The sequence below is a fragment of the Methylobacterium aquaticum genome (genome assembly GCF_016804325.1).
In the GTDB taxonomy this organism is placed as follows: Bacteria; Pseudomonadota; Alphaproteobacteria; order Rhizobiales; family Beijerinckiaceae; genus Methylobacterium; species Methylobacterium aquaticum_C.
In genome coordinates, this window is sequence record NZ_CP043627.1 from 1,743,567 (window position 1) to 1,769,205 (window position 25,639).

The 25,639-nt window shown below is 69.1% G+C and carries 22 protein-coding genes and 1 pseudogene; 8 read left to right on the forward strand and 15 right to left on the reverse strand.

Annotated features, from left to right (window positions below):
- Positions 1-124: 124 nt before the first annotated feature.
- Together hydA and F1D61_RS07760 are read left to right on the forward strand one after the other, a co-directional pair.
- Entirely contained in the window at positions 125-1,621 is a 1,497-nt protein-coding gene (gene hydA, locus F1D61_RS07755; RefSeq protein WP_203157351.1) for a dihydropyrimidinase, read from the forward strand.
- 58 nt (positions 1,622-1,679) lie between these two features.
- Positions 1,680-2,084: a carboxymuconolactone decarboxylase family protein gene (locus F1D61_RS07760; RefSeq protein ID WP_203157353.1), complete on the forward strand. Its 405-nt coding sequence runs from the start codon at positions 1,680-1,682 to the stop codon at positions 2,082-2,084.
- Between the two features lie 342 nt (positions 2,085-2,426).
- Here the strand turns inward: F1D61_RS07760 and F1D61_RS07765 are convergent, their stop codons facing one another.
- Complete coding sequence (locus F1D61_RS07765; RefSeq protein WP_203157355.1) at positions 2,427-3,749, reverse strand: MFS transporter; 1,323 nt, start codon at positions 3,747-3,749, stop codon at positions 2,427-2,429.
- Positions 3,750-4,208: 459 nt separating this feature from the next.
- Positions 4,209-5,564, reverse strand: a complete 1,356-nt coding sequence (locus F1D61_RS07770) for an NAD(P)H-dependent oxidoreductase (protein WP_203157357.1) — start codon at positions 5,562-5,564, stop codon at positions 4,209-4,211.
- 132 nt (positions 5,565-5,696) lie between these two features.
- Here F1D61_RS07770 and F1D61_RS07775 point away from each other — a divergent pair, with 132 nt between their 5' ends.
- Positions 5,697-6,131: a bleomycin resistance protein gene (locus F1D61_RS07775; RefSeq protein WP_203157359.1), complete on the forward strand. Its 435-nt coding sequence runs from the start codon at positions 5,697-5,699 to the stop codon at positions 6,129-6,131.
- Positions 6,132-6,398: 267 nt separating this feature from the next.
- Here the strand turns inward: F1D61_RS07775 and F1D61_RS07780 are convergent, their stop codons facing one another.
- The 3 genes from F1D61_RS07780 to F1D61_RS07790 form a co-directional block, all read right to left on the reverse strand.
- Positions 6,399-8,309 carry a potassium transporter Kup gene (locus tag F1D61_RS07780; RefSeq protein ID WP_246775942.1) on the reverse strand — a complete coding sequence of 637 codons (1,911 nt, stop codon included), beginning with the start codon at positions 8,307-8,309 and terminating at the stop codon, positions 6,399-6,401.
- A gap of 188 nt (positions 8,310-8,497) precedes the next feature.
- Complete coding sequence (locus F1D61_RS07785) at positions 8,498-9,160, reverse strand: nucleotidyl transferase AbiEii/AbiGii toxin family protein (protein ID WP_246775771.1); 663 nt, start codon at positions 9,158-9,160, stop codon at positions 8,498-8,500.
- 13 nt (positions 9,161-9,173) lie between these two features.
- Positions 9,174-9,437 carry a hypothetical protein gene (locus tag F1D61_RS07790; RefSeq protein WP_203157363.1) on the reverse strand — a complete coding sequence of 88 codons (264 nt, stop codon included), beginning with the start codon at positions 9,435-9,437 and terminating at the stop codon, positions 9,174-9,176.
- Between the two features lie 194 nt (positions 9,438-9,631).
- On the opposite strand from F1D61_RS07790, the gene F1D61_RS07795 reads away from it, so the two are divergent.
- Both F1D61_RS07795 and F1D61_RS07800 read left to right on the forward strand, forming a co-directional pair.
- Positions 9,632-10,693 (forward strand): SDR family oxidoreductase, encoded by a 1,062-nt coding sequence (locus tag F1D61_RS07795; RefSeq protein WP_203157364.1) that lies wholly within the window; start codon positions 9,632-9,634, stop codon positions 10,691-10,693.
- Between the two features lie 118 nt (positions 10,694-10,811).
- The gene (locus F1D61_RS07800) at positions 10,812-13,193 is read left to right on the forward strand and encodes a methyl-accepting chemotaxis protein (protein WP_203157365.1); all 2,382 of its coding nucleotides are present in this window, start codon (positions 10,812-10,814) and stop codon (positions 13,191-13,193) included.
- Positions 13,194-13,255: 62 nt separating this feature from the next.
- Here the strand turns inward: F1D61_RS07800 and F1D61_RS07805 are convergent, their stop codons facing one another.
- The 5 genes from F1D61_RS07805 to F1D61_RS07825 all read right to left on the reverse strand — a co-directional run bounded on the left by F1D61_RS07805 (position 13,256) and on the right by F1D61_RS07825 (position 16,424).
- Positions 13,256-13,570, reverse strand: coding sequence for a hypothetical protein (locus tag F1D61_RS07805; RefSeq protein ID WP_203157366.1), 315 nt, complete (start codon positions 13,568-13,570; stop codon positions 13,256-13,258).
- Between the two features lie 36 nt (positions 13,571-13,606).
- A complete protein-coding gene (locus F1D61_RS07810; RefSeq protein ID WP_203157367.1) occupies positions 13,607-13,825 on the reverse strand; it encodes a hypothetical protein in 219 nt (72 codons plus the stop codon).
- On the reverse strand, positions 13,822-14,715 hold the full coding sequence (locus tag F1D61_RS07815) for an alpha/beta hydrolase family protein (protein WP_203157368.1): 894 nt from the start codon (positions 14,713-14,715) through the stop codon (positions 13,822-13,824). Before F1D61_RS07815 ends, F1D61_RS07810 begins: the two co-directional genes overlap by 4 nt.
- Before the next feature lie 117 nt (positions 14,716-14,832).
- On the reverse strand, positions 14,833-15,609 hold the full coding sequence (locus tag F1D61_RS07820) for a 2-keto-4-pentenoate hydratase (RefSeq protein WP_203157369.1): 777 nt from the start codon (positions 15,607-15,609) through the stop codon (positions 14,833-14,835).
- The gene (locus tag F1D61_RS07825) at positions 15,606-16,424 is read right to left on the reverse strand and encodes an SDR family NAD(P)-dependent oxidoreductase (protein WP_203157370.1); all 819 of its coding nucleotides are present in this window, start codon (positions 16,422-16,424) and stop codon (positions 15,606-15,608) included. The genes F1D61_RS07820 and F1D61_RS07825 overlap by 4 nt, the downstream gene beginning before the upstream one ends.
- Positions 16,425-16,581: 157 nt before the next feature.
- Between F1D61_RS07825 and F1D61_RS07830 the strand changes: the two genes are divergently transcribed.
- Positions 16,582-17,253: an RraA family protein gene (locus tag F1D61_RS07830; RefSeq protein WP_203157371.1), complete on the forward strand. Its 672-nt coding sequence runs from the start codon at positions 16,582-16,584 to the stop codon at positions 17,251-17,253.
- Here the strand turns inward: F1D61_RS07830 and F1D61_RS07835 are convergent.
- Positions 17,250-17,894 carry a flavin reductase family protein gene (locus tag F1D61_RS07835; RefSeq protein ID WP_203157372.1) on the reverse strand — a complete coding sequence of 215 codons (645 nt, stop codon included), beginning with the start codon at positions 17,892-17,894 and terminating at the stop codon, positions 17,250-17,252. The two genes, F1D61_RS07830 and F1D61_RS07835, sit on opposite strands and share 4 nt — an antisense overlap.
- A gap of 361 nt (positions 17,895-18,255) precedes the next feature.
- Between F1D61_RS07835 and F1D61_RS07840 the strand changes: the two genes are divergently transcribed.
- Positions 18,256-19,236 carry a hypothetical protein gene (locus F1D61_RS07840; RefSeq protein WP_203157373.1) on the forward strand — a complete coding sequence of 327 codons (981 nt, stop codon included), beginning with the start codon at positions 18,256-18,258 and terminating at the stop codon, positions 19,234-19,236.
- Positions 19,237-19,442: 206 nt separating this feature from the next.
- On the opposite strand, the gene F1D61_RS07845 is transcribed toward F1D61_RS07840, so the two are convergent.
- Positions 19,443-20,390, reverse strand: coding sequence for an acetamidase/formamidase family protein (locus F1D61_RS07845; RefSeq protein ID WP_203157374.1), 948 nt, complete (start codon positions 20,388-20,390; stop codon positions 19,443-19,445).
- Positions 20,391-20,520: 130 nt separating this feature from the next.
- On the opposite strand from F1D61_RS07845, the gene F1D61_RS07850 reads away from it, so the two are divergent.
- Positions 20,521-21,474 carry a 3-keto-5-aminohexanoate cleavage protein gene (locus F1D61_RS07850; protein ID WP_246775772.1) on the forward strand — a complete coding sequence of 318 codons (954 nt, stop codon included), beginning with the start codon at positions 20,521-20,523 and terminating at the stop codon, positions 21,472-21,474.
- A gap of 27 nt (positions 21,475-21,501) precedes the next feature.
- Here the strand turns inward: F1D61_RS07850 and F1D61_RS33990 are convergent, their stop codons facing one another.
- From F1D61_RS33990 to guaB, 3 genes and pseudogenes are all read right to left on the reverse strand, one after another.
- Positions 21,502-22,200 carry an EAL domain-containing protein gene (locus F1D61_RS33990; RefSeq protein WP_246775943.1) on the reverse strand — a complete coding sequence of 233 codons (699 nt, stop codon included), beginning with the start codon at positions 22,198-22,200 and terminating at the stop codon, positions 21,502-21,504.
- The gene (locus F1D61_RS07855; RefSeq protein ID WP_203157376.1) at positions 22,089-23,414 is read right to left on the reverse strand and encodes a diguanylate cyclase domain-containing protein; all 1,326 of its coding nucleotides are present in this window, start codon (positions 23,412-23,414) and stop codon (positions 22,089-22,091) included. Before F1D61_RS07855 ends, F1D61_RS33990 begins: the two co-directional genes overlap by 112 nt.
- A 326-nt stretch (positions 23,415-23,740) precedes the next feature.
- Positions 23,741-25,233 (reverse strand): annotated as a pseudogene (gene guaB, locus F1D61_RS07860) (IMP dehydrogenase).
- Positions 25,234-25,639 lie beyond the last annotated feature (406 nt).

Here is a 25,639-nt window from a genome sequence, read left to right on the forward strand (position 1 = left end):
CAGAGCACCTCACGGTCGCGCTGCGATCGTGAGGTGCTCTAGGTCTTTGATTTTGCCGCATTTTCTGCGACGAACCGGTGTCCACTTCGTCGGAAAATGCGCTGGCACCGGGGGAGGGCCTGCCATGACGAGCCACGATTTCGACTACGACCTGGTAGTGCGCGGCGGCACGCTCGCCGGCCCGGCAGAGGTGTTCGAGGCCGATCTCGGCATCCGCGACGGGGTGATCGCTGCCGTGGGCCGAGGCTTGCGGCGCGGGCGCGAGGAGATCGACGCCAAGGGGATGATCGTCACGCCCGGCGGCCTCGATCCGCATTGCCACATCGAGGAGCCGTCCGAGGGCGGCGGCGTGCAGGAGGAGAGCTTTTCGAGCGGCTCGGCCGCGGCGCTCGCCGGCGGCACCACCTCGTTCATCTGCTTCGTGCCGCAATGGAAAGGGCACCCGATCGCCGCGACCGCGGAGGGCTATGAGGCCAGCGCCCGGGCCTCGCGGGCCGATTACAGCTTCCACCAGATCATCACCGACCCGACGCCCGACGTGCTGGAGCGGGAGGTGCCGGCGCTGGTCGCCCGCGGCATCCGCAGCCTCAAGGTCTTCCTGACCTACGATCCCTTACGGCTCACCGACGGGCAGTTCCTCGAGGTGCTGGCGACCGCCCGGCGCCTCGGCGCCTTCGTGACCGTGCATTGCGAGAATTACGACGCCATCGGCTGGCGCATCCGCGCGCTGCTCGAGGCCGGCCTCACCGATCCGCTCCAGCACGCCTGGGCCCGCCCGCCGGTGGTCGAGCGCGAGGCGACGCACCGGGCCATCGCGCTCGCCGAACTCGTCGACCAGCCGATCCAGGTCTTCCACGTCTCCTGCGACGAGGCGGCGGAAGAGATCGCCCGGGCGCGGGCGCGGGGCATCAAGGTCTGGGGCGAGACCTGCCCGCAATACCTGACCCTTTCGACCGACGATCTGGCGAAGCCGAATTTCGAGGGCGCCAAGGTGGTGTGCTCGCCCGCCCTCCGGGCGCCCGGCGAATCCGAGCGGATCTGGGCCCGCATCCGCGAAGGCACGCTCGACGTGGTCTCCTCCGACCATTGCGGCTTCTCCTTTTCCACCGCCAAGCGCGACCCGGGCAGCAGCGGCTACGGCCAGGGCGGGGCCAAGGCGCGGCCCGACGGGATGCCGGCCTTCAACGCGATCCCGAACGGCGTGCCGGGCATCGAGACCCGGCTGCCGGTGCTGTTCTCCGAGGGCGTCTCGGCCGGGCGCATCGACCTGCCGACCTTCGTGCGCCTCACCTCGACCAACGCCGCCCGGCTGTTCGGCCTCGCCGGGCGGAAAGGCACCCTGGCGCCCGGGGCAGACGCCGACCTGGTGCTGTGGAACCCCGAGGCCGAGCGGGTCCTGACGAACGCGGACCTGCACCACGCCATCGACTACACGCCGTGGGAGGGGATGCGGCTCAAGGGCCTGCCGGTGACGACGATCCGGCGCGGCGAGGTCGCGGTGCGGGACGGCCAGGTTCTGGCCGAGCCGGGCTCCGGCCGCTTCCTCGCCCGCGGGCCCTACGCCCTCGCCACCCCGTCGGGCCGGGTGCCGGACGGGTTCGACGCCGCTTCCCGGCGCTGACCCCCTCGACGGAGGGCACGCCCTGGCCGACCATGCCGGTTTCCTCGGGAGAACCGGCATGGCGACCGTGAGAGTGTGGAACGACGCGGAGGCGGATGCCGATCCCCGCGTCAAGGCGGTGTTCGACGACATCCGGGCGGTCCGCCGCTCGGACTTCATCAACAATTTCTGGCGCGCGCTCGCCAACCAGCCGGCTTTGCTGGAACGGACCTGGGCCGACCTGAAGCAGGTGATGGCCGCCGACGGCGCCCTCGACCCGCTGACCAAGGAACTCATCTACATCGCGGTCTCGACCGCCAACGGCTGCAGCTACTGCATCCACTCCCACACCGCCGCGGCGCGGGCCAAGGGCATGACCGAGGCGCAGTACGGGGAGTTGCTGGCGGTGATCGGCATGGCGAACACCACCAACGCGCTGGTCACCGGGATGCAGGTGCCGGTGGACCGAGAGTTCGAGATTTAAGGCGACCGCCTTAAGCACGTTTCGCAAAATCGAAAGTCGGTTTTGCGAAAAATCTGCGTTGAAACACTAAGACTATCAGATTTGCGATACCCCACCCACGGCACACGACAGAACGGCTCACGTGCAGGACCGTTCCCACTCGCAACCTCATCCTGAGGTGCGACCAACGGGAGCCTCGAAGGAGGGCTCCAGTAATCGCAGAGACTTCCGGATCCCTCCTTCGAGGTCAGCCGATCTTCGATCGACTGACACCTCAGGATGAGGTCGAGAGTGGGAGAGCCCGATGGGCGGCGAGCTTCAGACTGCTGCCGTGTACCGTGTGGCTTGCTAACGCGAGTCTGCTTACGCGGCGAGCGCCATCGCCTTCGTCTCCGGCGTGGCGAGCATCGCGGCGACGCCCACCACGCTCGTCGCGATGACGTACCAGGCCGGCGCGAGGGGATCACCGGTGACGCCGATGAGCCAGGTCACCACCAGCTGCGTCGTGCCGCCGAACACCGTGACGACGAAGGCGTAGGCCACCGAGAGGCCGGCGCTGCGCACGCTGCGCGGCAGCAGTTCCGGGATCACCACCAGGCTCGCGGCGGCGCTCATGGCGCTGAAGGTCGCCAGGAGCGCCGACATGCCGAGCAGCGTCGCCGGGCCGGGTGCCTGCGTCATCAGCAGGAAGGCCGGATAGGCGGACAGCAGCAGCAGCACCCGCGGCACGATCATCACCAGGCGCCGGCCGTACCGGTCGGCGAGCCGGCCGGCCAGCACCGAGAACACCAGGATGCAGGCGCCGACCACCGCCGTCGCGGCGATCGAGAGGCCCGCCGGCAGCTTCAGGGTCGTGATCGCGTAGGTGGTCATGTAGTTGCCGACATAGGTCGAGACCGTGCCGCAGAGCAGGATCGGCACGACCAGCGCCAGGGTGCGGCCGTGGTCCCGCAGCAGCCGGGCGAGCACGGCGCCGGTGGAGGCCTCGGCGTGGCCGGTGCTCTCGCCGGCGGTCTCGGGCATCACGCGGCGGATATAGATCCCGACCGGGATGATGAGCAGGCCGAGCAGGAACGGGATGCGCCAGCCCCAGGCCTGCATCTGGTCGGGCGACAGCCCCAGCGCCAGGACCACGCCGATCGTGCCGGCGCAGAGCGTCGCGAGGCCCTGGCTGGCGATCTGCCAGCTGGCATAGAGGCCGCGCTTGCCCGGCGGCGCGCTCTCGATGAGGTAGGCGGTGGACGGACCGACCTCGCCGCCGAGCGCGAAGCCCTGGATCAGGCGCCCGATCACCACCAGGATCGGCGCGGCCATGCCGATCGTGGCGTAGCCGGGGGTGAGCGCCAGCATCAGCATGCCGACGGCCATCAGGGCGATGGTCAGCATCATCGCCGGCTTGCGCCCGGCCCGGTCGGCATAGGCGCCGATGACCACGCCGCCGATCGGCCGCGTGACGAAGCCGATGCCGAAGGTGGCGACCGAGGCGAGCAGGCTGACCCACGGGTCTCCGGCCGGGAAGAAGGTCCGGCCGATCGTGACGGCGAAGAAGGCGTAGGTGGTGAAGTCGTAGAATTCGAGGGTGTTGCCGATCACCGCGGCGACGACGCCGCGCCGGCGCGCCGCCTCGTCCGCGGCAGCGACGGGTGCTTCGGCTCGGGCCTCGCCGAGATAAGTGATGGCGGTCATGGTCGCTCCTCCGGGCGCTCCGCAGGCCTCACGCGGGGGCGGGGCGCCCCCGGTGCGCGTCGGGCCAGGACCTAAGCCCCGGCCGTCCTCCGGCCTGTCGTCGTTTCGCCGACCCTGGAGGCGGGACGGGCCCGTGTCCAAGACCGTTCGGGAACGGAACCATTCCGGGGAGGAATGACGCGAGAGAGCGTCACGATCGCATCGCACACGGTACGCGACAGACACTGCTCGGAGAGTCGCCGACCCTTCCCGCCCGCGACCTCATCCTGAGGTGTCAGCCGATTGAAAATCGGCTGACCTCGAAGGAGGGCTCCAGAAGCCTCGGCGATCCCTGGAGCCCTCCTTCGAGGCTCGCTTCGTTCGCACCTCAGGATGAGGTTAGAGGGTAGGATGATCCCGCCCGCCTCAAGTCTTGGGTCGAAGTCCTGCTCAAACAGGCTCTCAGAGAATGCTCCGGGATCAGGCCCCGCCCGCCTCCCCGCGAAACACGTCTTCCATCTCGCGCCGGAACCGGATCGCCGGATCGTCGGCCGCGAACGCCACGTCGTCCCAGCTCACCGGCTTGCCGGCGGCGACGGGCCGGGTGAGGGTGAGGCCGTGAGCCAGCCCGATCGGCAGGCCGCCGGCCTTGAGCGAGTCCCGCGCCGGCATCAGGCGGCCGTAGACCGTGTAGCCGCCCTCCCCGTCCAGGCGCTCGCCGGCCTTCAGATCGCGCTTGGCGGTCGCCACCACGTCGCCGGAGAAGCCCCGCGTGGTCCCGGTGGGTTCGCCCCGCACCGCGATGCTGGCGACGGACAGGCCGAGCTCCAACCCGATCAGGTGATAGGGCTTGTACATCGCGCTGTAGGTGCCGCTCGGATCGGTCTTCAGACCGTACTCCGCGAAGCACTTGCGGACGTAGTCGGACGGTGCCTCGAAGGTGACGTAGACGCCCCAGCGCAGGTCGCGAAACACCGGGCGGCCGTCGCGCTCGAGGGACGACACCACCTCGACCGTGCCGTCCACCGGCAGGATGCCGCCGGCCGATTGCGGACGCAGCAGGGTCGGCAGGTCGTCGACGCCGCAAGCCGGGAAGGCGAGGCCGGCGGGCGGGGGCGTCAGGTCGCAGGCATTGGCGACGGCGGCCATCTCCAGCGCCGACTTGGTGCCGTCGAGGAAGGAGTTGAACATCTGCCGGTTGAAGTCGCCGCCGGCGACCTGTTCCTCGGTGAAGCCGTAATGGCCCCAGACCGTGTCGGGGGTCGAGGCGTGGTAGACCGGCAGGTACTTGGTGCCCTTGCCGGCACAGACCACGCGGAACCCCGCGGTGCGGGCCCAGTCGACGAGTTCGGCGATCAGCGCCGGCTGGTCGCCATAGGCGAAGGAATAGACGATGCCGGCCTCCGCCGCCCGGCGGGCGATCAGGGGCCCGGCCAGCGCGTCGGCCTCGACATTGACCATCACGATGTGACGCTTGTGACGGCAGCAGGCCAGCGCATGGCGGATGCCGGCGCCCGGATGGCCCGTCGCCTCGACGATCACCTCGATCCCGTCCGCACCGATCAGCCCGTCCGCGTCGTCGGTGAGGAAGGTCGTGCCGTTGCGCATCGCCTCGGCGGCGCTCTTGGCCTCATACTGCTCCGCCGGCCAGCCGACCCGGGCGAGCGCCGCGCGGGCCCGCTGCGGATCGAGATCGGCGATGCCGACGACGTGCAGGCCCGGCGTGCGCGGCGCCTGCGACAGGAACATCGAGCCGAACTTGCCGGCCCCGATCACCCCGATCCGCACCGGATGGCCGGCCGCCGCCCGCGCGGCGAGCGTGTGGTACAGGCTCATGTCCCCTCCCCCGGGCAGCCGCCCTTCGTGTTTCCTGTCGGCGCGCGTGGCGGGCGCCGTTGCGGCAAGCGTCACGGATCGGCAGCATGCGGTCAACCGGCGCGGATCGCCGGGCGGGGATGGGATACGGACATGGCCTTCACCTTCGCGCGGCTGACCCCGGAACTCCTGATCACCGACCTGACCCGAAGCCTGTATTTCTGGGTCGACATGATCGGATTCCGGGTCGCCTACGACCGGCCGGAGGAGGGCTTCGCCTATCTCGACCTCGACGGGGCGCAGGTGATGCTGGAGACGCGCCACCCCGCCTCGCGGCAATGGCTGACCGGCCCGCTGGAGGCGCCGCTGGGACGCGGCATCAATTTCGAGATCGCCGTCTCGGCCGTGGAGCCGATCCTGGCCCGGCTGGAGGCGGCCGGGTGGCCGCTCTTCATGGCGGTCGAGGACAAGTGGTACCGGGCCGGCGAGGTCGAGATGGGCCAGCGGCAGTTCCTGGTCCAGGACCCGGATGGGTACCTGCTGCGTCCGGCCGCGAGCCTGGGGTCGCGGCCGGTGGGCGCGAGATAGATGAACCACGCTCCGTTCGAAGAATCGAGCTAAAACCCTCGGACTTGTTTGACCTGATCCACAGTCCTGGTGCCCTCCTCGTCATTCCGGGGCCGCGAAGCGGAGCCCGGAATCCAGACGCTCAGATGGTAGAGAATGAAGCGGAACGAGGGCCGCTCTGTTCTGAACCATCCGCGGTTCTGGATTCCGGGCTCCGCTTCGCGGCCCCGGAATGACGGAGAGGATGGCAAAACTGCCGCGAGAGACGAGCCGGTCCCCGAAAAATCCTCAAATCTCGATCTCCGTCCCCACCTCCACCACCTGCCGGGTCGGCACGCAGAAGAAGGCGCCGGTGCGCTCGCCGTTGCGCATCATGAAGGCGAACAGCGTCTCGCGCCACGCCGCCATGCCGCGGTGGTTGCGCTTGGGGATGATCGTCTCGTGGCCGATGAAGACCGTGACGTCCTCGACGAAATCGGCCGGCAGCCCGCGATGCGCCACCGCGCAGGCGAGCCCGTCCGGGATCGAGGCTTCCTCCATGTAGCCGTAGCGGAGCGTCACCCGGTAGAGGTCGGGGGCGATCCGGGTCACCTCGGCGCGCTCGGTCGCCGGCACCACCGGCTTCTCCTCGTAGAGCGCGGTGACGATGGTGCAGCGGGACGGCAGGGCACGGCTGCGCTCGAGGAGCCGGCTCATGTGGAGCGGGATGCCCCTGGTGGCCGAGGACAGGAAGGCGCCGGCCCCCGGCAGGCGGATCGGCGGATCGGCGTGCAGACGCGCCAGGAAGGCGTCCTCGTCCTGGCGGGCGCCGACCCGGGTGGCCTCGGTGAGCCGCGTGCCTTTGAGCCAGGTCAGCATCGTCACGGCGACGATCGCCGTGAGCACGAGGGGATACCAGCCGCCCTCGAACACCTTTACGCTGTTGGCGCCCAGGAACACGAGGTCGATCGTCAGGAAAGCGCCGTTGACCAGGAGGACGAGGAGCAGGCTGTAGCCCCAGCGCCGGGCGATGAGGCCCGCGAGCAGCGTCGTGATCGCCATCAGGAGCGAGACCGCGATGCCGTAGGCGCCGGCCAGCGCATCCGAGGTCTCGAAGATCAGCACGGCGCTTAAAGTGGCGATGGCCAGAAGCCAGTTCACCGCCGGCACGTAAATCTGGCCTTGCGCGTCCCGCGCCGTGTGGACGATGCGCACGAAGGGCAGGAAGCCGAGTTGCATCGCCTGCTGGGTCAGCGAGAACACGCCCGAGATGATCGCCTGCGAGGCGATGACGGTGGCGAGCGTGGCGAGCCCGATCAGCGGGTAATGCGCCCAGTCGGGGCTCAGATGATAGAACGGGTTCTCGATCGCGCCGGGCTCGGCGAGCAGCACGGCGCCCTGCCCGAAATAATTGATGACGAGGGCCGGCAGCACCAGCCCGAACCAGGCGAGCCGGATCGGCCGGGCGCCGAAATGGCCGAGATCGGCATACATCGCCTCGCCGCCGGTCACCGCCAGGAAGGCGGCACCCAGCATCGCGAAGCTGACGCCCCACCCGGCATGGGTCAGGAAGTCGACCGCCTTCAGCGGGTTGAGCGCCGCCAGGATCTGCGGCGCGTGCAGGATGCCCCCTAGGCCCAGCACGGCGATCACCACGAACCATGCCAGCATCACCGGCCCGAAGATCCGCCCGATGAATGCCGCACCCTTGCTTTGGATCAGAAAGAGCCCGACCAGGATGACGAGGGTGATCGGCACCACCGCGCGGGCAAGGCCCGGCGCCTCGACCTTCAGGCCCTCGACGGCGCTGAGCACCGAGATCGCCGGCGTGATCGCCCCGTCGCCGTAGAGGAGCGCGGCGCCGATCAGCCCGACCACCAGGAGGAGGCCGGCCCAGCTGCGCGGCTCGGCCTGGCGGGCGCCGAGCAGGGCCAGCATCGCCACGATGCCGCCCTCGCCGTGGTTGTCGGCCCGCAGGATCAGCACCGCGTACTTGAACGACACCACGACGATGAGCGCCCACAGGATCAGCGACACCGCGCCGATCACCGCGGCGGGCTCGGCCTGGCCGTGGCCGGCGGCCTTGACCGCCTCCTTGAAGGCATAGAGCGGGCTCGTGCCGATATCGCCGTAGACGACCCCGAGGGCACCGAGCAGCAGGGCCGGCTTCAGCCGCCGCTCCGGCTCCCGCGCCTCCGTCTTCGACGGATCCTCGTCCACCGTCGCGAGCTGACCCACGGGCGCCTCCGCCGGCACGCCGGGGCGCCGTCGAAGGCCCCGCTGCCGCGATCAGGAACGCGGAGTCTCGCTTCCGGCTCCGTCGGGAGCATGGCCTAGGCGAGGAAGCCATATTTCAGCGGCATGGCCGGTTCGCGGCGCGGCCGGCGATCTCGGCCGGCGCGCCGAACTCACAGGCCGAGGGCGACACGAAGCATTGTTTGAGTCGTCGATTGCGCCTCGACCGGCAGATGCCTGTTATGCGGCCGAAGCATGAGTTGCCCCATGAGGTTGGATGCGAATGCCGGGTCCATGGCCTCGGCAACGGCCAGCGCCTCGGTGCATCGATCCGCCCCGCACGCCTTCAACGCATCGACGACGTAGCTCTGGCCGCATTCTCGTGCGACAGCCGCAATGTCGAACATGTCTCGCGGTTGAAGCCGCGAGCCTCGGTAATAGACCTTCTTGGCAACGATCTCAGCCGGAGTTTCGACGCGGACGCTCCGACCACGGACCTCGGATGCTTTCGCGGAGGCATCGGTGATCGAACCACAACATATGAAATCGATCTCACCCAAACCGTCGAAGATCAACTTCAACACCCGCGCGCCGTCACTCTCATACTCATCCGGCCATCGTTCCAGCACCAGATCTTGTGCAGCCGGGTTGAGGAAAGGCAGCAGCTGCGGATCATCCAGGAAGAGATCGATATCGTGACTTTCGCGATGATCGATCTGCAACATCAGGGCCGTTCCACCGCCGAACGTCCAATCGAAGTCGTAGGCAATGTCTCTGGCCTGGTCGATGATGCTCAGCGACAGATCGAACAGTCGTGACCATTGGCTCGGCCGCACGCGAGGCATACTCTCAAGCCGACAGAGGCAACGGATATCCAGCCTTGACCGCGAACTGAGCGGCGACGCTTCGTACCCGCCCCTCGTCGATACCCATGAAAGCGATAAACTGCTTTTGAAGCTCTTCGCTTACCTCGGAGAAGAACGCAAAAACCGAGGCATCATCGGCATTGACGCTGGCCGGATCCGAGATCTTGGCGGCGAGCTGATGCGCCGAGAGGTCGGCCCCATAGGGCGCGTTCACCGTCGACAGCACTTTCGTCGCCACCCCAACCATGACCACCTCCCGATCGGTCGGATAACCGTCGATTTATCTAGTCGTTTGCAATGTCTCGAACAAGAACTCGCAGACGGCCAGATCGGGACGGGAAGCCACCGCATCGGACAACCTCGCATCGGACAACCTCGCATGGGACCCGACACGCCCGCACGCGTTGTCCCGCCGACCAAGTGCGAACAAAGGGACCGGACATGACGGAGACCGTGCTGATCGTCGGCGCCAGCGGAATCGTTGGCAGCGCTGCCGCAACGGTGATGGGGAAGGCCGGCTGGACGGTGCTGGGACTCGCCCGCAACCCGACGGCACAAGAGGGGGTCTTGCCGGTCGCCGCCGACCTGCAGGATCCGGATGGGCTGAAGGCGGCCTTGGCGCCGCACCGCCCGACCCGGGTGGTGCTCTCGACCTGGATGCGCCGGCCGACCGAGGCCGAGATGATCCGGGTCAACGGCGCGATGGTGCGCAACCTCCTCGACGCGCTGCGGCCGGCCGGGAGCGTGCGCCACGTCGCGCTGGTGACGGGGCTCAAGCACTATCTCGGGCCGTTCGAGGCCTACGGGAAGGGCGCGGTGCCCCAGACCCCGTTCCGCGAGGAGCAGGGCCGGCTGCCGGTCGAGAACTTTTATTACGCCCAGGAAGACGAGGTCTTCGCGGCGGCCAGGCGCGACGGCTTCTCGTGGAGCGTGCATCGCCCGCACACGATCATCGGCAAGGCGGTCGGCAACGCGATGAACATGGGCACGACGCTCGCCGTCTATGCCACGCTCTGCCGCGAGACCGGCCGGCCGTTCCGCTTCCCCGGTTCGCCGATGCAGTGGAACGGGCTCACGGACATGACCGACGCGCGGTTGCTGGCCCGCCACCTGCTCTGGGCCTCGACCGTGCCCCAGGCGGCAAACCAGGACTTCAACGTGGTGAACGGCGACGTCTTCCGCTGGAGCTGGATGTGGGAGCGGATCGCCGCCTGGTTCGGGCTCGAGCCGGCGCCCTTCGACGGCACGATCCGGCCGCTCGAACAGCAGATGGCCGGCGATGCGCCGCTCTGGGCCGGGATCGCGAAGAAGTACGACCTCGCCGAGCCGGAGCTCGACCGCCTCGCCTCGCCCTGGCACACGGATGCGGATCTCGGCCGGCCGATGGAGGTCGTCACCGACATGAGCAAGAGCCGCCGCCTCGGCTTCCTCGACTACCAGCCAACCGAGGATGCCTTCCTCGACCTGTTCGCGCGACTGCGCGCCGACCGGCTGATCCCCTGACGATCCGCTGGCGCTGACAAAGCACAGGCCTGACAGCTCGACCGCAAGACGCGGCCGTAGAGTAGGAATTGCTTCAGACCTCACCGCTATGCTCCCGGCGGTGAGGAGATACGGAAGAATGTCCATCAGGGCGCGCGTATTCGGGGGGTTCGGGCTGATCCTCCTGCTGACGGTCGCGGTAGCGGCGATCGGATGGCACAGCCTGACGGGTTTCGCCCGGCGGGTCGACACGGCCAACGCGGCGCAGATGCTGGCGGGCGAGATCGGGGAACTGGCACTCGCCACCGACCGCGCCCTGAAGAGCGACGATGCGCGCCGGGACGAGGCGCTGACGGCGGCGATCGGCCGGGTGCGGGCCAGTGCCGGCGCCTTCTCGGGCCGCCTCGCCGACGACCCGCAGGCGGCGGCCGCGGCTTCCGGCATCGCGGGCGCCCTCGACGGGTTCGAGACCGCCGTGAAGGCCCTCAGTGGCCAGAAGGCGGCGGCGCGGGCGCTCCAGAGCCGCCACGCCGCCCTGATCACCGATTTGCAGACCACCGTGACCGGCATCGGCGCGGCGCAGGAGCGCCAGCTCGCCGAGGCCGGCAAGGCCCTCGACAAGGCGCTGGCCGACCAGAAGACCGCCACCAACACCGCCGTCGTCGTCGCCTTCGCGATCCGCTCGGCCCTCGAGATGCAGGTGCTGCAGGCCGGCTATCTCGCGGGTGACGACGAGGACGGCAAGCTTGAGTGGCAGTCGAAGGTCAATTCCGTCGCCGTGCTGCTGCGCCGCCTGGGCGCGATGACCTCGGTCGAGACCGTCGAGCCGGCGCTCACGGCCCTCAATGCCTACGGCGCCAAGATCGACGAGCCGGTCGCGGCCGGCGGCAAGGCGGCGCTCCGGGACGAGCTCGCGCCGGTCTTCGGCAGCCTGATCGTCGGCCTGCGCCAGGTCGAGCAGGCGCAGAACAACGCCCAGACCGCCGCCCAGGTGACCTTGCGCCAGCAGCAGGACAAGGTCGCCGCGGCCACCGGCCTGCTCGTCGCCAGCGGCAAGGCGATCGCGAGCGCCAAGGAGGCCGAGAGGCTGGAGCAGCGCCTGATCCTGACGCGCGATGCCGACGCCGCCCCGACCCTCGACGCCACCGCCGCCGCGCTGATCGAGCAGGGCGAGACGATCCTCTACGGCGACATCGACGCCGCCACGCAAGGCGTGCTGCGCGGCCTGAACGCCAAGGTGCGCGAGTTCAAGGACAGCATTCCGGACATCGTGAAGGCCAACGAGGCTCAGGCGACGATCTTCGCCGATCTCGACCGGCGCTCGGCCGAGCTGGTCTCGGCGGCGCAGGGCATCGGCGCGAGCGAGCTCGCCCAGCTCGGCGCCGAGCGCGACCGGGCGCAGTGGCTGCTCGCCGGCGGCGTGGCGCTCGCCTGCGCCATCGGGGCGGCGCTCGCCCTGCTGATCGGGCGCGGCATCACCCGGCCGATCGACCGGCTCTCGGGCGCCATGCGGCGGCTCGCCGGCGGCGACCTCGCCACCGAGGTCCCGGCGCAAGGCCGCCGCGACGAGATCGGCGCCATGGCGGGCACCGTGCGGGTGTTCCGCGAGGCGCTCATCGCCAAGGCCGAGGCCGATCGGGCCGCCGGGGCGGAAGCCGCCGCCAAGGCCGAGCGCGCCGCGCGCCTCGACGCCGTGACCCGCAGCTTCGAGGCCAACGTGGTGGCGATGACCGGGACGTTGGCCGAGGCCGCCGCCGGCATGGAGGCGACCGCCCGCACCATGACCCAGGCCGCCGAGACCACCAACGGCCGCTCGGCCGAGGTGGCGGGCGCCGCCGAGCAGACGCTCGCCAACGTCCAGATGGTGGCGGCGGCGAGCGAGGAGCTGTCGGTCTCGATCGGCGGCATCGCCGCCCAGGTGGCCCAGTCCTCGGACATCGCCCGCGACGCGGTCGACCAGGCGCGGCGCACCGACGAGACGGTGCAGCGCCTGGTGCAATCCGCCGACCAGATCGGCGACATCGTCAACCTGATCTCGTCGATCGCCGGGCAGACCAACCTGCTCGCCCTCAACGCAACCATCGAGGCGGCCCGGGCCGGCGAGGCGGGCCGGGGCTTCGCGGTCGTCGCGGCGGAGGTCAAGGACCTGGCGAGCCAGACCAGCCGCGCCACCGCCGAGATCGCCCAGCAGATCGGCCACATCCAGGAGACCACCGGCGGCGTCGTGCAGGCGATCCGGGACATCTCGGGGGTGATCGAGCGGATGTCGGAGATCGCCGAGGGTGTCGCCGGCGCGGTCGACCAGCAGGGTTCGGCGACCCAGGAGATCGCCCGCAACGTCCAGCATGCCGCGCAGGGCACGCAGGCCGTGACGACCGGCATCGTGGCGGTGCAGCGCGAGGCCGGCAGCACGGGGGCGGCGGCTGCCGAGGTGCTCGGGGCGGCGGATCGGCTCGGGCGCTATGCTGGCGAATTGGAGCGCGAGGTGGCGGTGTTCCTCGAGGGGGTGAAGGCGGCCTGACGCCTGTCCTGCGACGGATGTAAAGCAACAGGGGGATGCGGGCTCGCCCGCATCCCCCTTTCTCATTGCGACGGCGCGCCGGTCTTCGGCCCCGTCCAGACGACGTCGCCGTCGACGGCATAGGGGCGGCAATCCGGCTGCTTGGCACGGCAGCCGGCCAGCAACCCCGGCAAAGGGTCCTCGCCGACATTGGAGAAGGCCCAAGTGCCGTTCGGGGCGACCACGAAGGCGCGGGGGCGGCGGCTTGCCAGGAACTGGCGATAGCCCGCGCTACCGGCCTCATCGAGATGGGGAACCGCACCGACGTCGTCGATCGCCGCGAAGCCGCTTGCGGCCGGGATCGGTGCGGGGCGCGTCCAGACCACATCGCCATTCACGGCGCAGACCTTGCACGCCTCGCTCGCCGCGCGGCATCACTGCAGGGCCCGCGCCAGGGGATCGAACCCGCCGGAGCTCTCCTCCACGCGCCGCCCGGGTGCGATCATGAAGGCGCGGGGATAGGGCCGGCTGAGGAAGGTCCGGTAGAGGTCGCGGTTCGACGGGCTCAGATGCGGGACGGACTCGACATCGCCGATAGCCGCGTACCCGCTGGGTGGGGGTGGGGTGAGCGGCAAGTACTCCGGATGGGTCACGGCCGTCGGCAGGCCGCGGCCGGCCAGGAACGCGTCGAGGCGGGGCGCGAAGAGCGGCAGGCTCTCGGAAAACGCGAGGAGCCGGTGCGAATCGTCCCGGAAGCGGCCATAGGGATGATGTCGGTCGGGCACCGGCGGGCCGCGTAGGCGGCCCGCATCGCCCGCCACGTCGCTGCCGGGAAGAACCGGTCGTTGTCGCCGTAGATCCAGAGTGCGGGCACGCGGCTCCGGGCGCCGAAGCGGCGCATGGTGTCGATCAGCAGCCGTTCCCAGTTGTGGCATCCCGTCGATCTCAGGCCGCCGTGGAAATCGACCACTGCCCGAATGCGCGGATCGCCCCAGGCACCGGTAGCGAGGGCGTTGAAGCCGCCGAAGCTCGCGCCCGCCACGATGGCGCGACGCGTATCGAGGGCGGGATCGCGGGCGAGGCCGTCGAGGATCGCCAGGATGTCGGCGGCGTTGTCGGCTCCGTGCTCGGCGAGCGCGCCGAGCGTGCAGGGCGTCCCCAAGGTCTTGCCTCCCGAGCGACCGTAGCCGCGCATCAATGGCGCCGCCACGGCATAGCCGCGTGAGAGGAAGTAGTAGGTCGCCACGGTGTCGGTCTCGCCCCGCATGCGGGGACGGGACGCGACCTCGGCGGAACCGTGATTCCAGACGACGACGGGAAACGGGCCCGGGCCCAGCGGAGTGGTCAGCACGACGTCGAGTTCGACCGGCCGCGCCGGATCGTCGGGCAGCATCGCGTCGCGCCGCTGGAGCGGGGCCGGAAACCACGGCACGCTGGGCTCCCCTGATCGGGGTTCCTGCACCGGTTCCACCGCCCGCGCGGCACTCCCCGCCGGACCGGCGCCGAACACGAGGACAGCGCAGAGGGCGAGGCGCAGCAGCATGGGGAGGACTTTCGCGCGGGCGCCCCCGGCATTGGAAGGACGGCTGCACCTGCTTAGCGCGAGATCGTCCCTCCGCTTAAGCGATCGAGGGTTGCAATCCCCCATGAGTGCCGACGGCTACGCGACCCGCACCGTCAGCGCGCCGAGGCCTCCCAACTCCGCCCGCACCACATCCCCCGGCTCGACTGGCAGCGGCACCGTGGTGGTGCCGGTGGTGACGACCTCGCCCTTGCGCAGGGTGATCCCCTGCCCCGACAGGGCGTTGGCGAGCCAGGTGAGCGCGAGCCGCGGGTCGTCGAGGGCGTTGCCGCCGCGGCCCTGGTGCGGCTCGCGCCCCTCGGCCGTGATCCGGGTCGGCATCGCGGCGAGATCGAGGGCACGCCAGCCCTCCGGCGCCGGGGGGCCGAGGACGAAGAGGTGGGCGCAGGCATTGTCGGCGATGAGCGCCGCCTCCCCTGCCCTCTCGAAGGCCTCGAGCCGCGAATCCGGGAACTCGATCGCCGGATGCGCGTCGGCCACCGCCGCCATTACCTCCTCGACCGTGTAGGGCTCGGGGCGCGGCGGCAGGTCGGCGCCCATCCGGAACGCCACCTCGGGCTCGGCCACCCGCATCTGGTTGCCGGCGAGCGGCACGACATCCTCCGCCGACAGGACCTGCTCGGCGAGCAGCCGCCCGGCGAGCGGCCCGTCGGCGCCGATATGGCGCTGGCCGGCGACGCTCGTCGCGGCGATCTTCCAGCCGTAGAGGGCTGAGGCGCTGCGCGGCTCCAGCAGCGCCTGGATCCGGTAAGCCTCGTCGCGGTCGGCGGGCGCGAGGTCCGGCGGCAGGGCGGCGAGCAGGCGCCCTTCGCGCCAGTGGCGCCAGAGCAGGTCGGACGTGTCCTGGAGGCTCACGCGATCCTCCCGGTCAGGCCGCCATCGACGGGGAGCGCCACGCCGGTGATGTAGGCGGCCTCGTCGGAGGCCAGGAACAGGGCGGCGTTGGCGACGTCCCAGGCGGTGCCCATCCGGCCCATCGGGCAGGCGGCGTCGCGGGCCCGCACCATCTCGTCCGGGTCCTGGTACTGGCCGGAAATCTGCTGGTGGATCAGCGGCGTGTTCATCAGCCCGGGCATGATCGCGTTCGCCCGGATGCCGTCACGGGCGTATTGCAGCGCCAGGCCCAAGGTGAAGTTATTCACCGCGGCCTTGGCGGCGTAGTAGGCGGCGTAAGGATAGCCGGTATAGCGGATCGCCGCCGCCGACGAGATGTTGATGATGCTGCCCGCGCGCTGCGCCAGCATGTGCGGCAGCACGTGCTTGCAGGTGAGGAAGCAGGTGGTGAGGTTGAGGTCGAGGGCGCGGTGCCAGTCCGCCTCGCTCAGCTCGACCGGACCGCCCATCTGCGCGTAGCCGACATTGTTGTGCAGCACGTCGATGCGGCCTTGCGCGGCCATCACCTCGGCGACGAGGGCGGCCACCGCGCCCGAATCGGTGGCGTCGCAGGAGGCCGCCGTGGCGGCGCCGTCCTCTCGGCGGATGATCTCGACGGTCTCGTCCGCCGCCTCGCGCCGGACATCGACGCAGACCACCCGGGCGCCGTGGCGCGCGAAGGTCACCGCCGCAGCCTTGCCGTTGCCCCAGCCCGGTCCCGCCGAGCCGGCGCCGAACAGCAGCGCCACCTTGCCCTCGAGCCGCCGCGAGCCCGGGGCGCTCCCGCCCTCCGCCATGCCGGATCCTCCCACCGTCATTTGTCGTTCGCGCCTGTCGGCGCGTTGCCCGGCACCCTATAGAGATCGGCCACCGGCCGCAAAGCCAAGACGGCCAGACCCAAGACGGCCGAACCCAAGACGGCCGAACATCAAGACGGCCCGAGGAGGAGACGCCATGCCGACCCGCATCATCGCCGAGACCCCGCCCCGCCTGTCCGCCGACCTGATCGCGCGCTTTGCCGCCGTGCCGGTGGCGGTTTTGGTCGATCTCCTGGAGGGCCGCACCCAGGTCGATCCGGCGATCCGGCCGCTGCGGCGCATCGCCGGGGGCCCGACGCTTCTGGGCAGCGCCGTCACCGCCGTTTGCGACCCGAAGGATTACGGCGCCGTGCATCACGCGATCGCGGTGGCGCAGGCCGGCGACGTGGTGGTGATCGATGGCGGCGGGCGCAGCGACGTCGCGATGATCGGCGACCTGCTCTCGACGGCGGCGCGGCGCAAGGGCATCGTCGGCCTCGTCGCCGACAGCGCGGTGCGCGACACCGGCATCCTCGGCGGCTGGGACGATTTCGCGGTGTTCACCCGCCACGTCACCGCCCGCGGCCCGGCCTCGAAGGACGGCGGCACCGTCGACGCCCCGGCGACGATCGGCGGCGCGACGATCCACCCCCGCGACCTGATCCTCGGCGACGACGACGGCGTCGTGGTGATCCCGCGCGAGGCCGCCGAAGAGCTGATCGCCAAGGCCGAGGAGCGGGCGCAGGCCGAGATCGGCTGGGAGAAGCGGCTCTCGGCCGGGGAGACGACGCTCGCGGTGTTCGGGGTGCCGGACGCGGTCAGGGGCTAACGCCCCTCCCCTCCCTTGCCGTTGGCCTTGGCCTCCTCGACCGTGACCCGGGGCACCGCGAAGCGGTCCCCGGTGCGGGCATAGAGGTCGCCGTAGAGCCGGCCCACCGGCAGGAAGGCGCCCTCGCGCAGGTGGCGACCGTCCGGGGTGAAGAGGTCGTCCCGCGCGTGCAGCGACACGACCTGCCCGAGCACGATCCGGCGCTCCGGCGAGAGGTCGAGCACCGTGTGGGTGCGGCAGCCGAGGCTCGCCGGCGCCTCGGCGATCCGCCCCGGCGCCACGCCGGTGCAGGGGAGGAGCGTCAGCCCCGCCGCCGGAATCTCGCTCTCGCCGGGCGGGAACTCGGCGGCGCAGATGTTCATCGCAGTGACCAGCCCCTCGTCGACGAGGTTGACCACGAACTCGCCGGTATCGGCGATGGCGCGGGCGGTGTCCTTCAGAGTCCCGTCGGAGCGCAGGTTGAAGCTCAAGGCGACGATCGGCGGCTCCTCGGCCAGCACCTGGAAGAAGCTGATCGGCGCGGCGTTGTCGGTGCCGGCGCCCGAGCGCGTGGTCACCAGCGCGATCGGCCGCGGGGTCACCAGGGCGGTGAGCAGGCGGTAGCGGTCGCGGGAGGGCAGGTCGTCGAAGCGCAGGTCCATCGGATTCCGTTGGGGTTGAGGCAACTCAGGGAAGACGCGGGCAAGTCGCAGGCCGCGCTTCCGAGGCCATGCGTGACATTTTTGCGTCGCACGCTTGAATCGCTGGAGAGACGCATCGCACGCGCCTTCTCGATTAAAGAGCGGCAAAATTCTTACTTCATTACATTTCGATCAATATCAAACTGCGAACCCATATTTCGTCATAGTGATAGAGGAACATAATATTGTATATGATGATATAAAGATATACTATTTTTCGCTTTATATTTCTGTTATATCATGATGACGGCCACTCCTTAAAAAATCATTGATCAACAGATCAAGACATGCAAGTTCAGCGCCCCTCGGCGGTGGGTCTCTCATGCAGGGCGCGATGGACGCATTTTTCAATCCGGCACTCGTCAAGATCATTCTGACGAGCTTCTTCTGCGGATGCTTCGGCGGCCTGGTTGGTCACTTGATCAACAATGAGAAATCCGAAGCCTTGAGATCTGACAATCCAGACAAGGCTTGGTTCGCATATCCTTCGAGACTTCAGAGCTGCCTGATCGGCGCGGGCGGTTCGATTGCATTCCTGTTCTTCATCGCAGCGATCGGCGGATTGAACAATTTCAACACGCTCAACGAGTATCTCCGGCTGACCTCGGTCAGCGTCATCGCCGGATTCGGTGCACGAAGCCTCCTTCCCCGCATGGTCGGAAATCTAGAAAAACAATTGTCCGAGGTGGATACGAAGGTGACACAGGTCGGAAGCCAAGTCGAAGAAATCCGGGACCAGGCGCAATCCGCTGCCATAAGCGCTCAGGAGGCGATCACGCAAGCCACGAGCGCCAGGATCGAGGCCGAGAGACAGTATAATGAGCTTCGAGATACGATCACTCTGAACAATGAATTAATCAAGGCGTGCGCAAAAGACACCGACCCTCAGCATTGGGGGATTCAACTCAAACGCGCCGAAGATTTGGCAAGAAAAGGCGCTGCTTCAAGTGCGCTCTGGATTAACATCGCAAGATTGCAAAGATTTAAATTATCTCTCGATACCGCGATCGTCACGCTCGACATGATGCTCAAGAAATGCGAAGATAACGAATTAGTAAAAGATCATAACTTTATAGCCGCCTATTTCAACAGAGCTTGCTACCATGAACTCCGCTTTCTAGACACCCGCAACGCCTCGGATCGGAAATTAGCGCTAGCAGATGCACGCGCGTGCCTTATTCACGCGAAAGACCCCGCATTTGAGGTCGATCAAATGCGAGGCGACGAAGATTTATCTGAACTTGTCAAGACAGACGAGTTTATTGCGATTGTCAGAGTATTCACTCCGCCTCCCTCAAGCTAAACTCCGATTCTATCGAGCATCCGCATTGCCGCCTCCTTTCATCGTAGAGACAACCTCAACCAGGCCTGTCTATTATGGCCACGAATGCGCCTTTCGTCAAGGAGATGATGGACGAGACCACCCCGGCAATGAAGTCGGGGCGCATCTCCGTATGTGGAAAACGACTTAAGAAATCGCTGAAAGCACCCTCCACTCAAGATCACGCATCATGAGAGCGGCAACGCGCTTTTCGGCAGCAGCATGTGCACCCCCTTGTTGCCGTCCACCGTCTGGGTGATGCGCAGGTTGCCCGCCAGCGAGCACAGCATGTAGGCTTGGTTGCGGGTGAGGCGCGTGCGGGCGCAGACGTGGCGGATCATCTCGCGGACCGCCTGGCGCATCGCCTCGTCCAGGCTCTCGTGCAGGCCGATCGAAAGGAGGTCGGTCGGCGTCTCGGCGAAGGGCCAGTCGAAGGACAGGTCCTTGCGGACCGTCAGCCGGAACGTGCCGGTGAGCCCGGTCTCGAGCGCGGTGATGCAGACCTCGCCGTCGCCCTGCACGCCGTGGCCGTCGCCGGCATAGAACCCCGCTCCCTCGGTGAAGACCGGCAGGTAGAGGGTGGTGCCGGTCTTCAATTCCTTGTTGTCCATGTTGCCGCCGAAGCGGCGCGGCACCGGCGAGGTCACCTTGCCCCAGGCCGGCGGCGGAGACGTCGCGAGGATGCCGAAGAACGGATCGAGCGGCAGCTCCGTGCCCCAGGGCAGGATCGCGACGCCGCGCGCGGCGTCGATGTCCGGGTGGATCGTCTCGTAATCCTCGAACTCGTCGGGAAGCGTGCCGAGCAGCGGCAGGATCGCGACGAAACCCCAATCCATCCGGAATGTCAGGTCGAGGATGTCGATCTGGAGCACGTCGCCCGGCATCGCGCCGCGGACATGGACCGGCCCGGTCACGAAGTGCGGGCCTAAGCCCGGCGAGAGCGCGTCGAGGGCGTCGAGGTAATCGGCCGGGTGGCGGGCGGGGTCGGGATGGAGCGAGCTCCGGCCGCCGGCCGGGTGGGAATGCAGCGTGACGGTGTCGCCGGATTCCACCGTCAGCACCGGCGGCAGGGCGGCGTCGAAATAGCCCAGCACCATCGTGTCGGGCGTGGCGGGGATCTCGTGATGCTTGGGCAAGGGAGCCTCCCGGGCGGAGTCTGTCAGTCCCTGCAGCGCTTGCAAGAGCCGAGCCGATCCGCAGGAGCCGAGCCGGAAGACAGCGGCGCGCTCGTGGCGCATGATGCGTCCAAAATCATGGGAGGCGGCGTTGGCGGAGACCTGGATCGAGGCGGCCCTGAACGGGCCGTGGGGGCGCGAGCGCCAGCCCGGCATCCCGATCACCGTCGACGAGGTGGTGGCCGACGGGCTCGCCGCGGTGGCGGAAGGGGCGGCGATCGTCCACGTCCACGCCTACGATCCCGGAACCGGGCGCCAGAACGATGCCTGGGAGACCTATGCCCGCATCATCGAGGGCATCCGGGCGAAGGCCGATGCGATCGTCTACCCGACGATTCCCCTCGCCGGCTCCGATTATGCCGCGAGCGCGGCGATCCGCTACGCCCATACCGAGGAGCTCGCCCGGCGCGGCCTGATCGAATGGACGGTGTGCGATCCGGGCTCGACCACCTTCCTGCGCCACGACGAGGTGTCGGACGAGGCGAGCGGCTTCCTCTACCAGAACCCGATGGCCGATATCCGCCAGGGCCTGCGCATCGCCCGCACCCACCGCATCCGGCCGGGCTACGCCATCTACGAACCGGGCTTCACGCGCCTCGGCGCCGCCCTCGCGGCGCTCGAGCCGCGCCCGCCGGTGCCGGTCTACCGCTTCATGTTCTCGGACGAGTTCGCCTGGGGCTTCCCGCCGCGGCCGGCCTACCTCGACGCCCATCTGGCGCTGCTCGCCGAATGCGCGCCGGGCGCGCCCTGGATGGTGGCGGGCCTCGGCGTCGACATCCTGCCGCTGGTGCCGGCGGCGGTCGCCCGCGGCGGCCATGTCCGGGTCGGGCTGGAGGACGCGCCGTGGGGGTCGGCGCGGGGCAACCGGGCCTGGGTCGCGGCGGCGCGGCGGGCGATCGAGGCGGCCGGCGGGACGGTGGCGGGGGCCGAGGCGGTGCGGCGGGATCTTGCAGGGCGGGATCTTGCAGAGCGGGATCTTGCAGGGCGGGATGGGGCGGCGGCGCGGTCGCCCGGCCCGGTGCCGGGCGGCGCGCGGGAAGGCTGAGGCGCGCGCGCGTCCGCGACCGGCCGCTCAGGCCGACAAGGCCTCCTCCGGCGCGAACCGATCGAGGAGGCCCGGTATGCCCTCCACGGCGACGGGACGCGCGTAGAGGTAGCCCTGGACGGCGCTGCAGCCGAGGCTGCCGAGCGCGCGGGCCTGGCCCTCGGTCTCGACGCCCTCGACGATGCAATCGACGCCGATCCCGTGGCAGAGCGCGACGAGCGAACGCACGATCATCCGGCTCGTCTCGTTCGTCTCGATGTCGACGACGAAGCGGCGGTCGATCTTGAGCTTGTTGAGGGGCAGGTTCTGGATGTGGCTGAGGCTGGAATAGCCGGTCCCGAAATCGTCGAGGGCGATCTGCGCGCCGGTCGCCTTGATCAGCGCGATGTTCGCGCGGGCGGTGCCGAAATCGTGGAGCAGGGCCGTCTCGGTCAGCTCGAAGATCACCCGGGACGGGGACACGCCGCTCGTCGTCAGCAGCGCGACGATGCGCAGGACGGCGACCTGGCTGGTGATGTCGTTGGACGAGAGGTTGAACGACAGCCTGATCGACGGCGGCCATGCCCGCATGGCGGCGAGCGCCTTGTCCAGCATCACGAGGGTGATCGGCGTGATCAGCCCGGTCCGCTCCGCCGTCGGGATGAAGATGGCGGGCGACACGCTGCCGAGGGCCGGGCTGGTCCAGCGCGCCAGGCACTCCAGGGCGAGGATGCGGCCCTCGACCATGTCGACCACGGGCTGGAACACGGCCGTGAGCTCGGTCTCCAGGTCGGCCCCCGCAGCGCCTGCTCGATCGAATCCTCGGCGCTCATCAGCGCCCGGTGCTCGGCGGAGAAGATCTCCGAGCGGGAGCGGCCCGCCCGCTTGGCGTGGTAGAGCGCGAAATCGGCGAACTCGAACAGGATGTCCGCCTCGCGGGCGGCGTCCGGGTAGGTGGCGAACCCGATCGAGCAGCTGACCGACAGGGTCAGGTCCCCGACCACCAGCGGACGCTGCGTCGCCTCGATGAGCGCCTGGCCGATCCGCATCAGGTCGGGCGAGCCCGTCGCGTTCTCGACGAAGAAGGCGAATTCGTCGCCGCCGATCCGCGACATGCCCCTCACCTCCGGCAGGGCCTCCGACAGCCGCCGCGCCACCTCCCGCAGCACGGCATCACCCACCCGGTGCCCGTAGGAATCGTTGATCGGCTTGAACCCGTCGAGATCGACGACGCCGACCGAGACCGTGCCCGTGCCCTCGCTCGCCGACAGGGCCGCCGACAGAGCATCGAAAAAGTACCGGCGGTTGGGGATGCCCGTGACCATGTCGACGCTCAACAGGCGGACGTTCTGCTCGTGAAGCTGCTGAATCTCCATCTTCGACCGCACGAGCAGCGTGAACTGGTCGTAGGAGACGATCAGGAACCGCGCCATGCCGGCGACGGTGAACAGCAGGATGAGTCCCGACAGGATCGCGGGCTCCGTCCCGGCCGAGACTTCCTGCACGGCCGCCGGGAGCAGGATCAGGACGACGCACAGGACGGCCATGTAGCGCAGGTGGCTGAAGCAGCACAGGCCGACCAGGCTGGTCAGGACGTAGGCCGTGGTCAGGAACCGCCTCTCCTCCGGGCTCGCGACGGAGAACAGGCTCCAGACCATCACGCCCGCCAGGAGGGATCCGGCGACGAGCATCGCGAGGGCCTGGTTCAGGCGCGTCTGCGCCAGCGCGATCGTGACCGGCTCGTTGCGGCGGCGATGCCACCACACGCCCCGCATGCAGGCCGTCGCCATCAGGAAGGCCGGCAGGAAGAAGGAGGCGAGAAGCGGCTCCCGTCCGCGGAACACGACCATGACGGCGAGCATCACCGCGGCCAGGAAACCGTAGAGCAGCGGCATCATCGTGACGAAGGCGTCGTATCGCGGGAGCACCAGATCGGGGGTGGCGCGACGCTCGAAAATCATGACGATGTCCCTCGCGCACAGGCGCAGGACCTCACGCCTACCCCAAGGTCATCAAGGATTCCTTGCCTCGCGACCGCAAAACGCGGCGGGTCTGCCGGACGGGAACGGCGAACGGCTGTCCCGCTTCCATGACGGAAACCGCGCCGCCCTTCCGATTGCCGACTGGTCGCCTCGCGACGCGGAGATCGGCTTTGCCCACGGATGGGGAGCCGCAGGCTCCCCCGGGCGGGCTCGCGATGCGACTCCCGGACGCGACCTCCGGACTTCGTATCGCCGTCTCCCTGGCGATGGAACGGCCGCCTCCCCCATGGGAGGCGGCCTTGTCCTCACACCCGGCCCGGATAGTTCGGGCTCTCGCGGGTGATCGTCACGTCGTGGACGTGGCTCTCGCGCAGGCCCGCATTGGTGATGCGGATGAACTGCGCCTTCTCCTGCATCTCCGGGATCGTCGGGGCGCCGACATAGCCCATGGCGGCGCGCAAGCCCCCGAGAGCTGGTGCAGCACCGCCGCGACCGGGCCCTTGTAGGGGACCTGGCCCTCGATGCCCTCGGGCACGAGCTTGTGGGTGTCGCTGACCTCGGCCTGGAAGTAGCGGTCGGCCGAGCCGCGCGCCATGGCGCCGACCGAGCCCATGCCGCGGTAGCTCTTGTACGAGCGGCCCTGGTACAGGAACACCTCGCCCGGGGCCTCGTCGGTGCCGGCGAGCAGCGAGCCGAGCATCGCCACCGAGGCGCCGGCGGCGATCGCCTTGGCGAGGTCGCCCGAATACTTGATGCCGCCGTCCGCGATCACCGGCACGTCGGCCTCGTTGCCGGCCTCGACCGCCTCCATGATGGCGGTGAGCTGGGGCACGCCGACGCCGGCGACGATGCGGGTGGTGCAGATCGAGCCCGGGCCGATGCCGACCTTGATGGCGTCGGCGCCGGCATCGATCAGCGCCTGGGCGCCCTCGCGGGTCGCGACGTTGCCGGCGATGACCTGCACGGCGTTCGACAGGGTCTTCACCCGGCGCACGCTCTCCAGCACCTTGGCCGAGTGGCCGTGGGCGGTATCGACCACGATCACGTCGCAGCCGGCATCGATCAGGCGCTCGGCCCGCTCGAACCCGCCGTCGCCGGTGGTGGTGGCGGCCGCCACCCGCAGGCGGCCCTGCTCGTCCTTGATGGCGTGGGGGTAGGCGACCTGCTTCTCGATGTCCTTGACGGTGATGAGCCCGATGCAGCGGTAGTGGTCGTCGACGACGAGCAGCTTCTCGATGCGGAACTGGTGCAGCAGGCGCTTGGCCTCGTCCTGGGTCACGCCCTCGCGCACGGTGATCAGCCGGTCGCGGGTCATCAGCTCGGCGACGGGCTGGCTCTGGTTGGTGGCGAACCGCGTGTCGCGGTTGGTCAGGATGCCGACGAGCTTGCCGCGCGAGCCGTTGGGGCCGCGCTCGACCACCGGAATGCCCGAGATGCCGTGATGGCGCATCAGCCCGTAGGCGTCGGCCAGGGTCTCGTCCGGATGGATGGTGATCGGGTTGAGCACCATGCCGGACTCGTACTTCTTGACGAGGCGGACCTGCTCGGCCTGCTCCGGCGGCTCGAGGTTGCGGTGGATCACCCCGAGGCCGCCGTTCTGCGCCATCGCGATGGCCATCCGCGCCTCGGTCACCGTGTCCATCGCCGAGGCGATGATCGGCATGTTGAGCCGGATCGTGCGGGTGAGGCGGGTGCCGAGATTGACCTCCGCCGGCATCACCGAGGATGCGGCGGGACGGAGCAGGACGTCGTCGAAGGTCAGGCCCTCGATGATCGAATCGGTGCTGATGCGGGCCATGAACCAACTCCTGGTGCGTGCAGCACCCTCAAGGGCGACCGCGGGATCGGCATCGCGCGAGGCGATCCACCCGTGTCGAGTTGGCACCGGCCGATAGCACGCGTCCGTGACGGGCGCAAAGCGCTATCGCTGCAGCGCAAGCATGCGTCCCACGACTCTTGCGGCGGAGCGGTCCGCACATGGCGCAGGGATGTCCGGATCAAGGGAAAGGCGCGGGCTTCCCCTCTCCCCGCGGGCGGGGAGAGGGCTGCGTCTGCGTTCAGGAGATGCAGCGAGCTGCGAACCGCAGGTTCGCCGCGAGGGTGAGGGGGTGCTTCCGGAGGAGCCTCTTCCGGAAATACCCCCTCACCCTCGCTCCGGCTTTCGCCTGCGCTCCTTTCGCCCCCGGCAAGGGGGGGGCGAAAGC

Coding starts and splice junctions, on each gene's coding strand:
- F1D61_RS07765 (WP_203157355.1), bottom strand. CDS start 3,749: ATGACCGCCATCACTTATCTCGGCGAGGCCCGAGCCGAAGCACCCGTC.
- F1D61_RS33990 (WP_246775943.1), bottom strand. CDS start 22,200: ATGGTCGAGGGCCGCATCCTCGCCCTGGAGTGCCTGGCGCGCTGGACC.
- hydA (WP_203157351.1), top strand. CDS start 125: ATGACGAGCCACGATTTCGACTACGACCTGGTAGTGCGCGGCGGCACG.
- F1D61_RS07760 (WP_203157353.1), top strand. CDS start 1,680: ATGGCGACCGTGAGAGTGTGGAACGACGCGGAGGCGGATGCCGATCCC.
- F1D61_RS07770 (WP_203157357.1), bottom strand. CDS start 5,564: ATGAGCCTGTACCACACGCTCGCCGCGCGGGCGGCGGCCGGCCATCCG.
- F1D61_RS07855 (WP_203157376.1), bottom strand. CDS start 23,414: ATGATTTTCGAGCGTCGCGCCACCCCCGATCTGGTGCTCCCGCGATAC.
- F1D61_RS07775 (WP_203157359.1), top strand. CDS start 5,697: ATGGCCTTCACCTTCGCGCGGCTGACCCCGGAACTCCTGATCACCGAC.
- F1D61_RS07815 (WP_203157368.1), bottom strand. CDS start 14,715: ATGCTGCTGCGCCTCGCCCTCTGCGCTGTCCTCGTGTTCGGCGCCGGT.
- F1D61_RS07795 (WP_203157364.1), top strand. CDS start 9,632: ATGACGGAGACCGTGCTGATCGTCGGCGCCAGCGGAATCGTTGGCAGC.
- F1D61_RS07840 (WP_203157373.1), top strand. CDS start 18,256: ATGCAGGGCGCGATGGACGCATTTTTCAATCCGGCACTCGTCAAGATC.
- F1D61_RS07825 (WP_203157370.1), bottom strand. CDS start 16,424: ATGGCGGAGGGCGGGAGCGCCCCGGGCTCGCGGCGGCTCGAGGGCAAG.
- F1D61_RS07835 (WP_203157372.1), bottom strand. CDS start 17,894: ATGGACCTGCGCTTCGACGACCTGCCCTCCCGCGACCGCTACCGCCTG.
- F1D61_RS07830 (WP_203157371.1), top strand. CDS start 16,582: ATGCCGACCCGCATCATCGCCGAGACCCCGCCCCGCCTGTCCGCCGAC.
- F1D61_RS07790 (WP_203157363.1), bottom strand. CDS start 9,437: ATGGTTGGGGTGGCGACGAAAGTGCTGTCGACGGTGAACGCGCCCTAT.
- F1D61_RS07800 (WP_203157365.1), top strand. CDS start 10,812: ATGTCCATCAGGGCGCGCGTATTCGGGGGGTTCGGGCTGATCCTCCTG.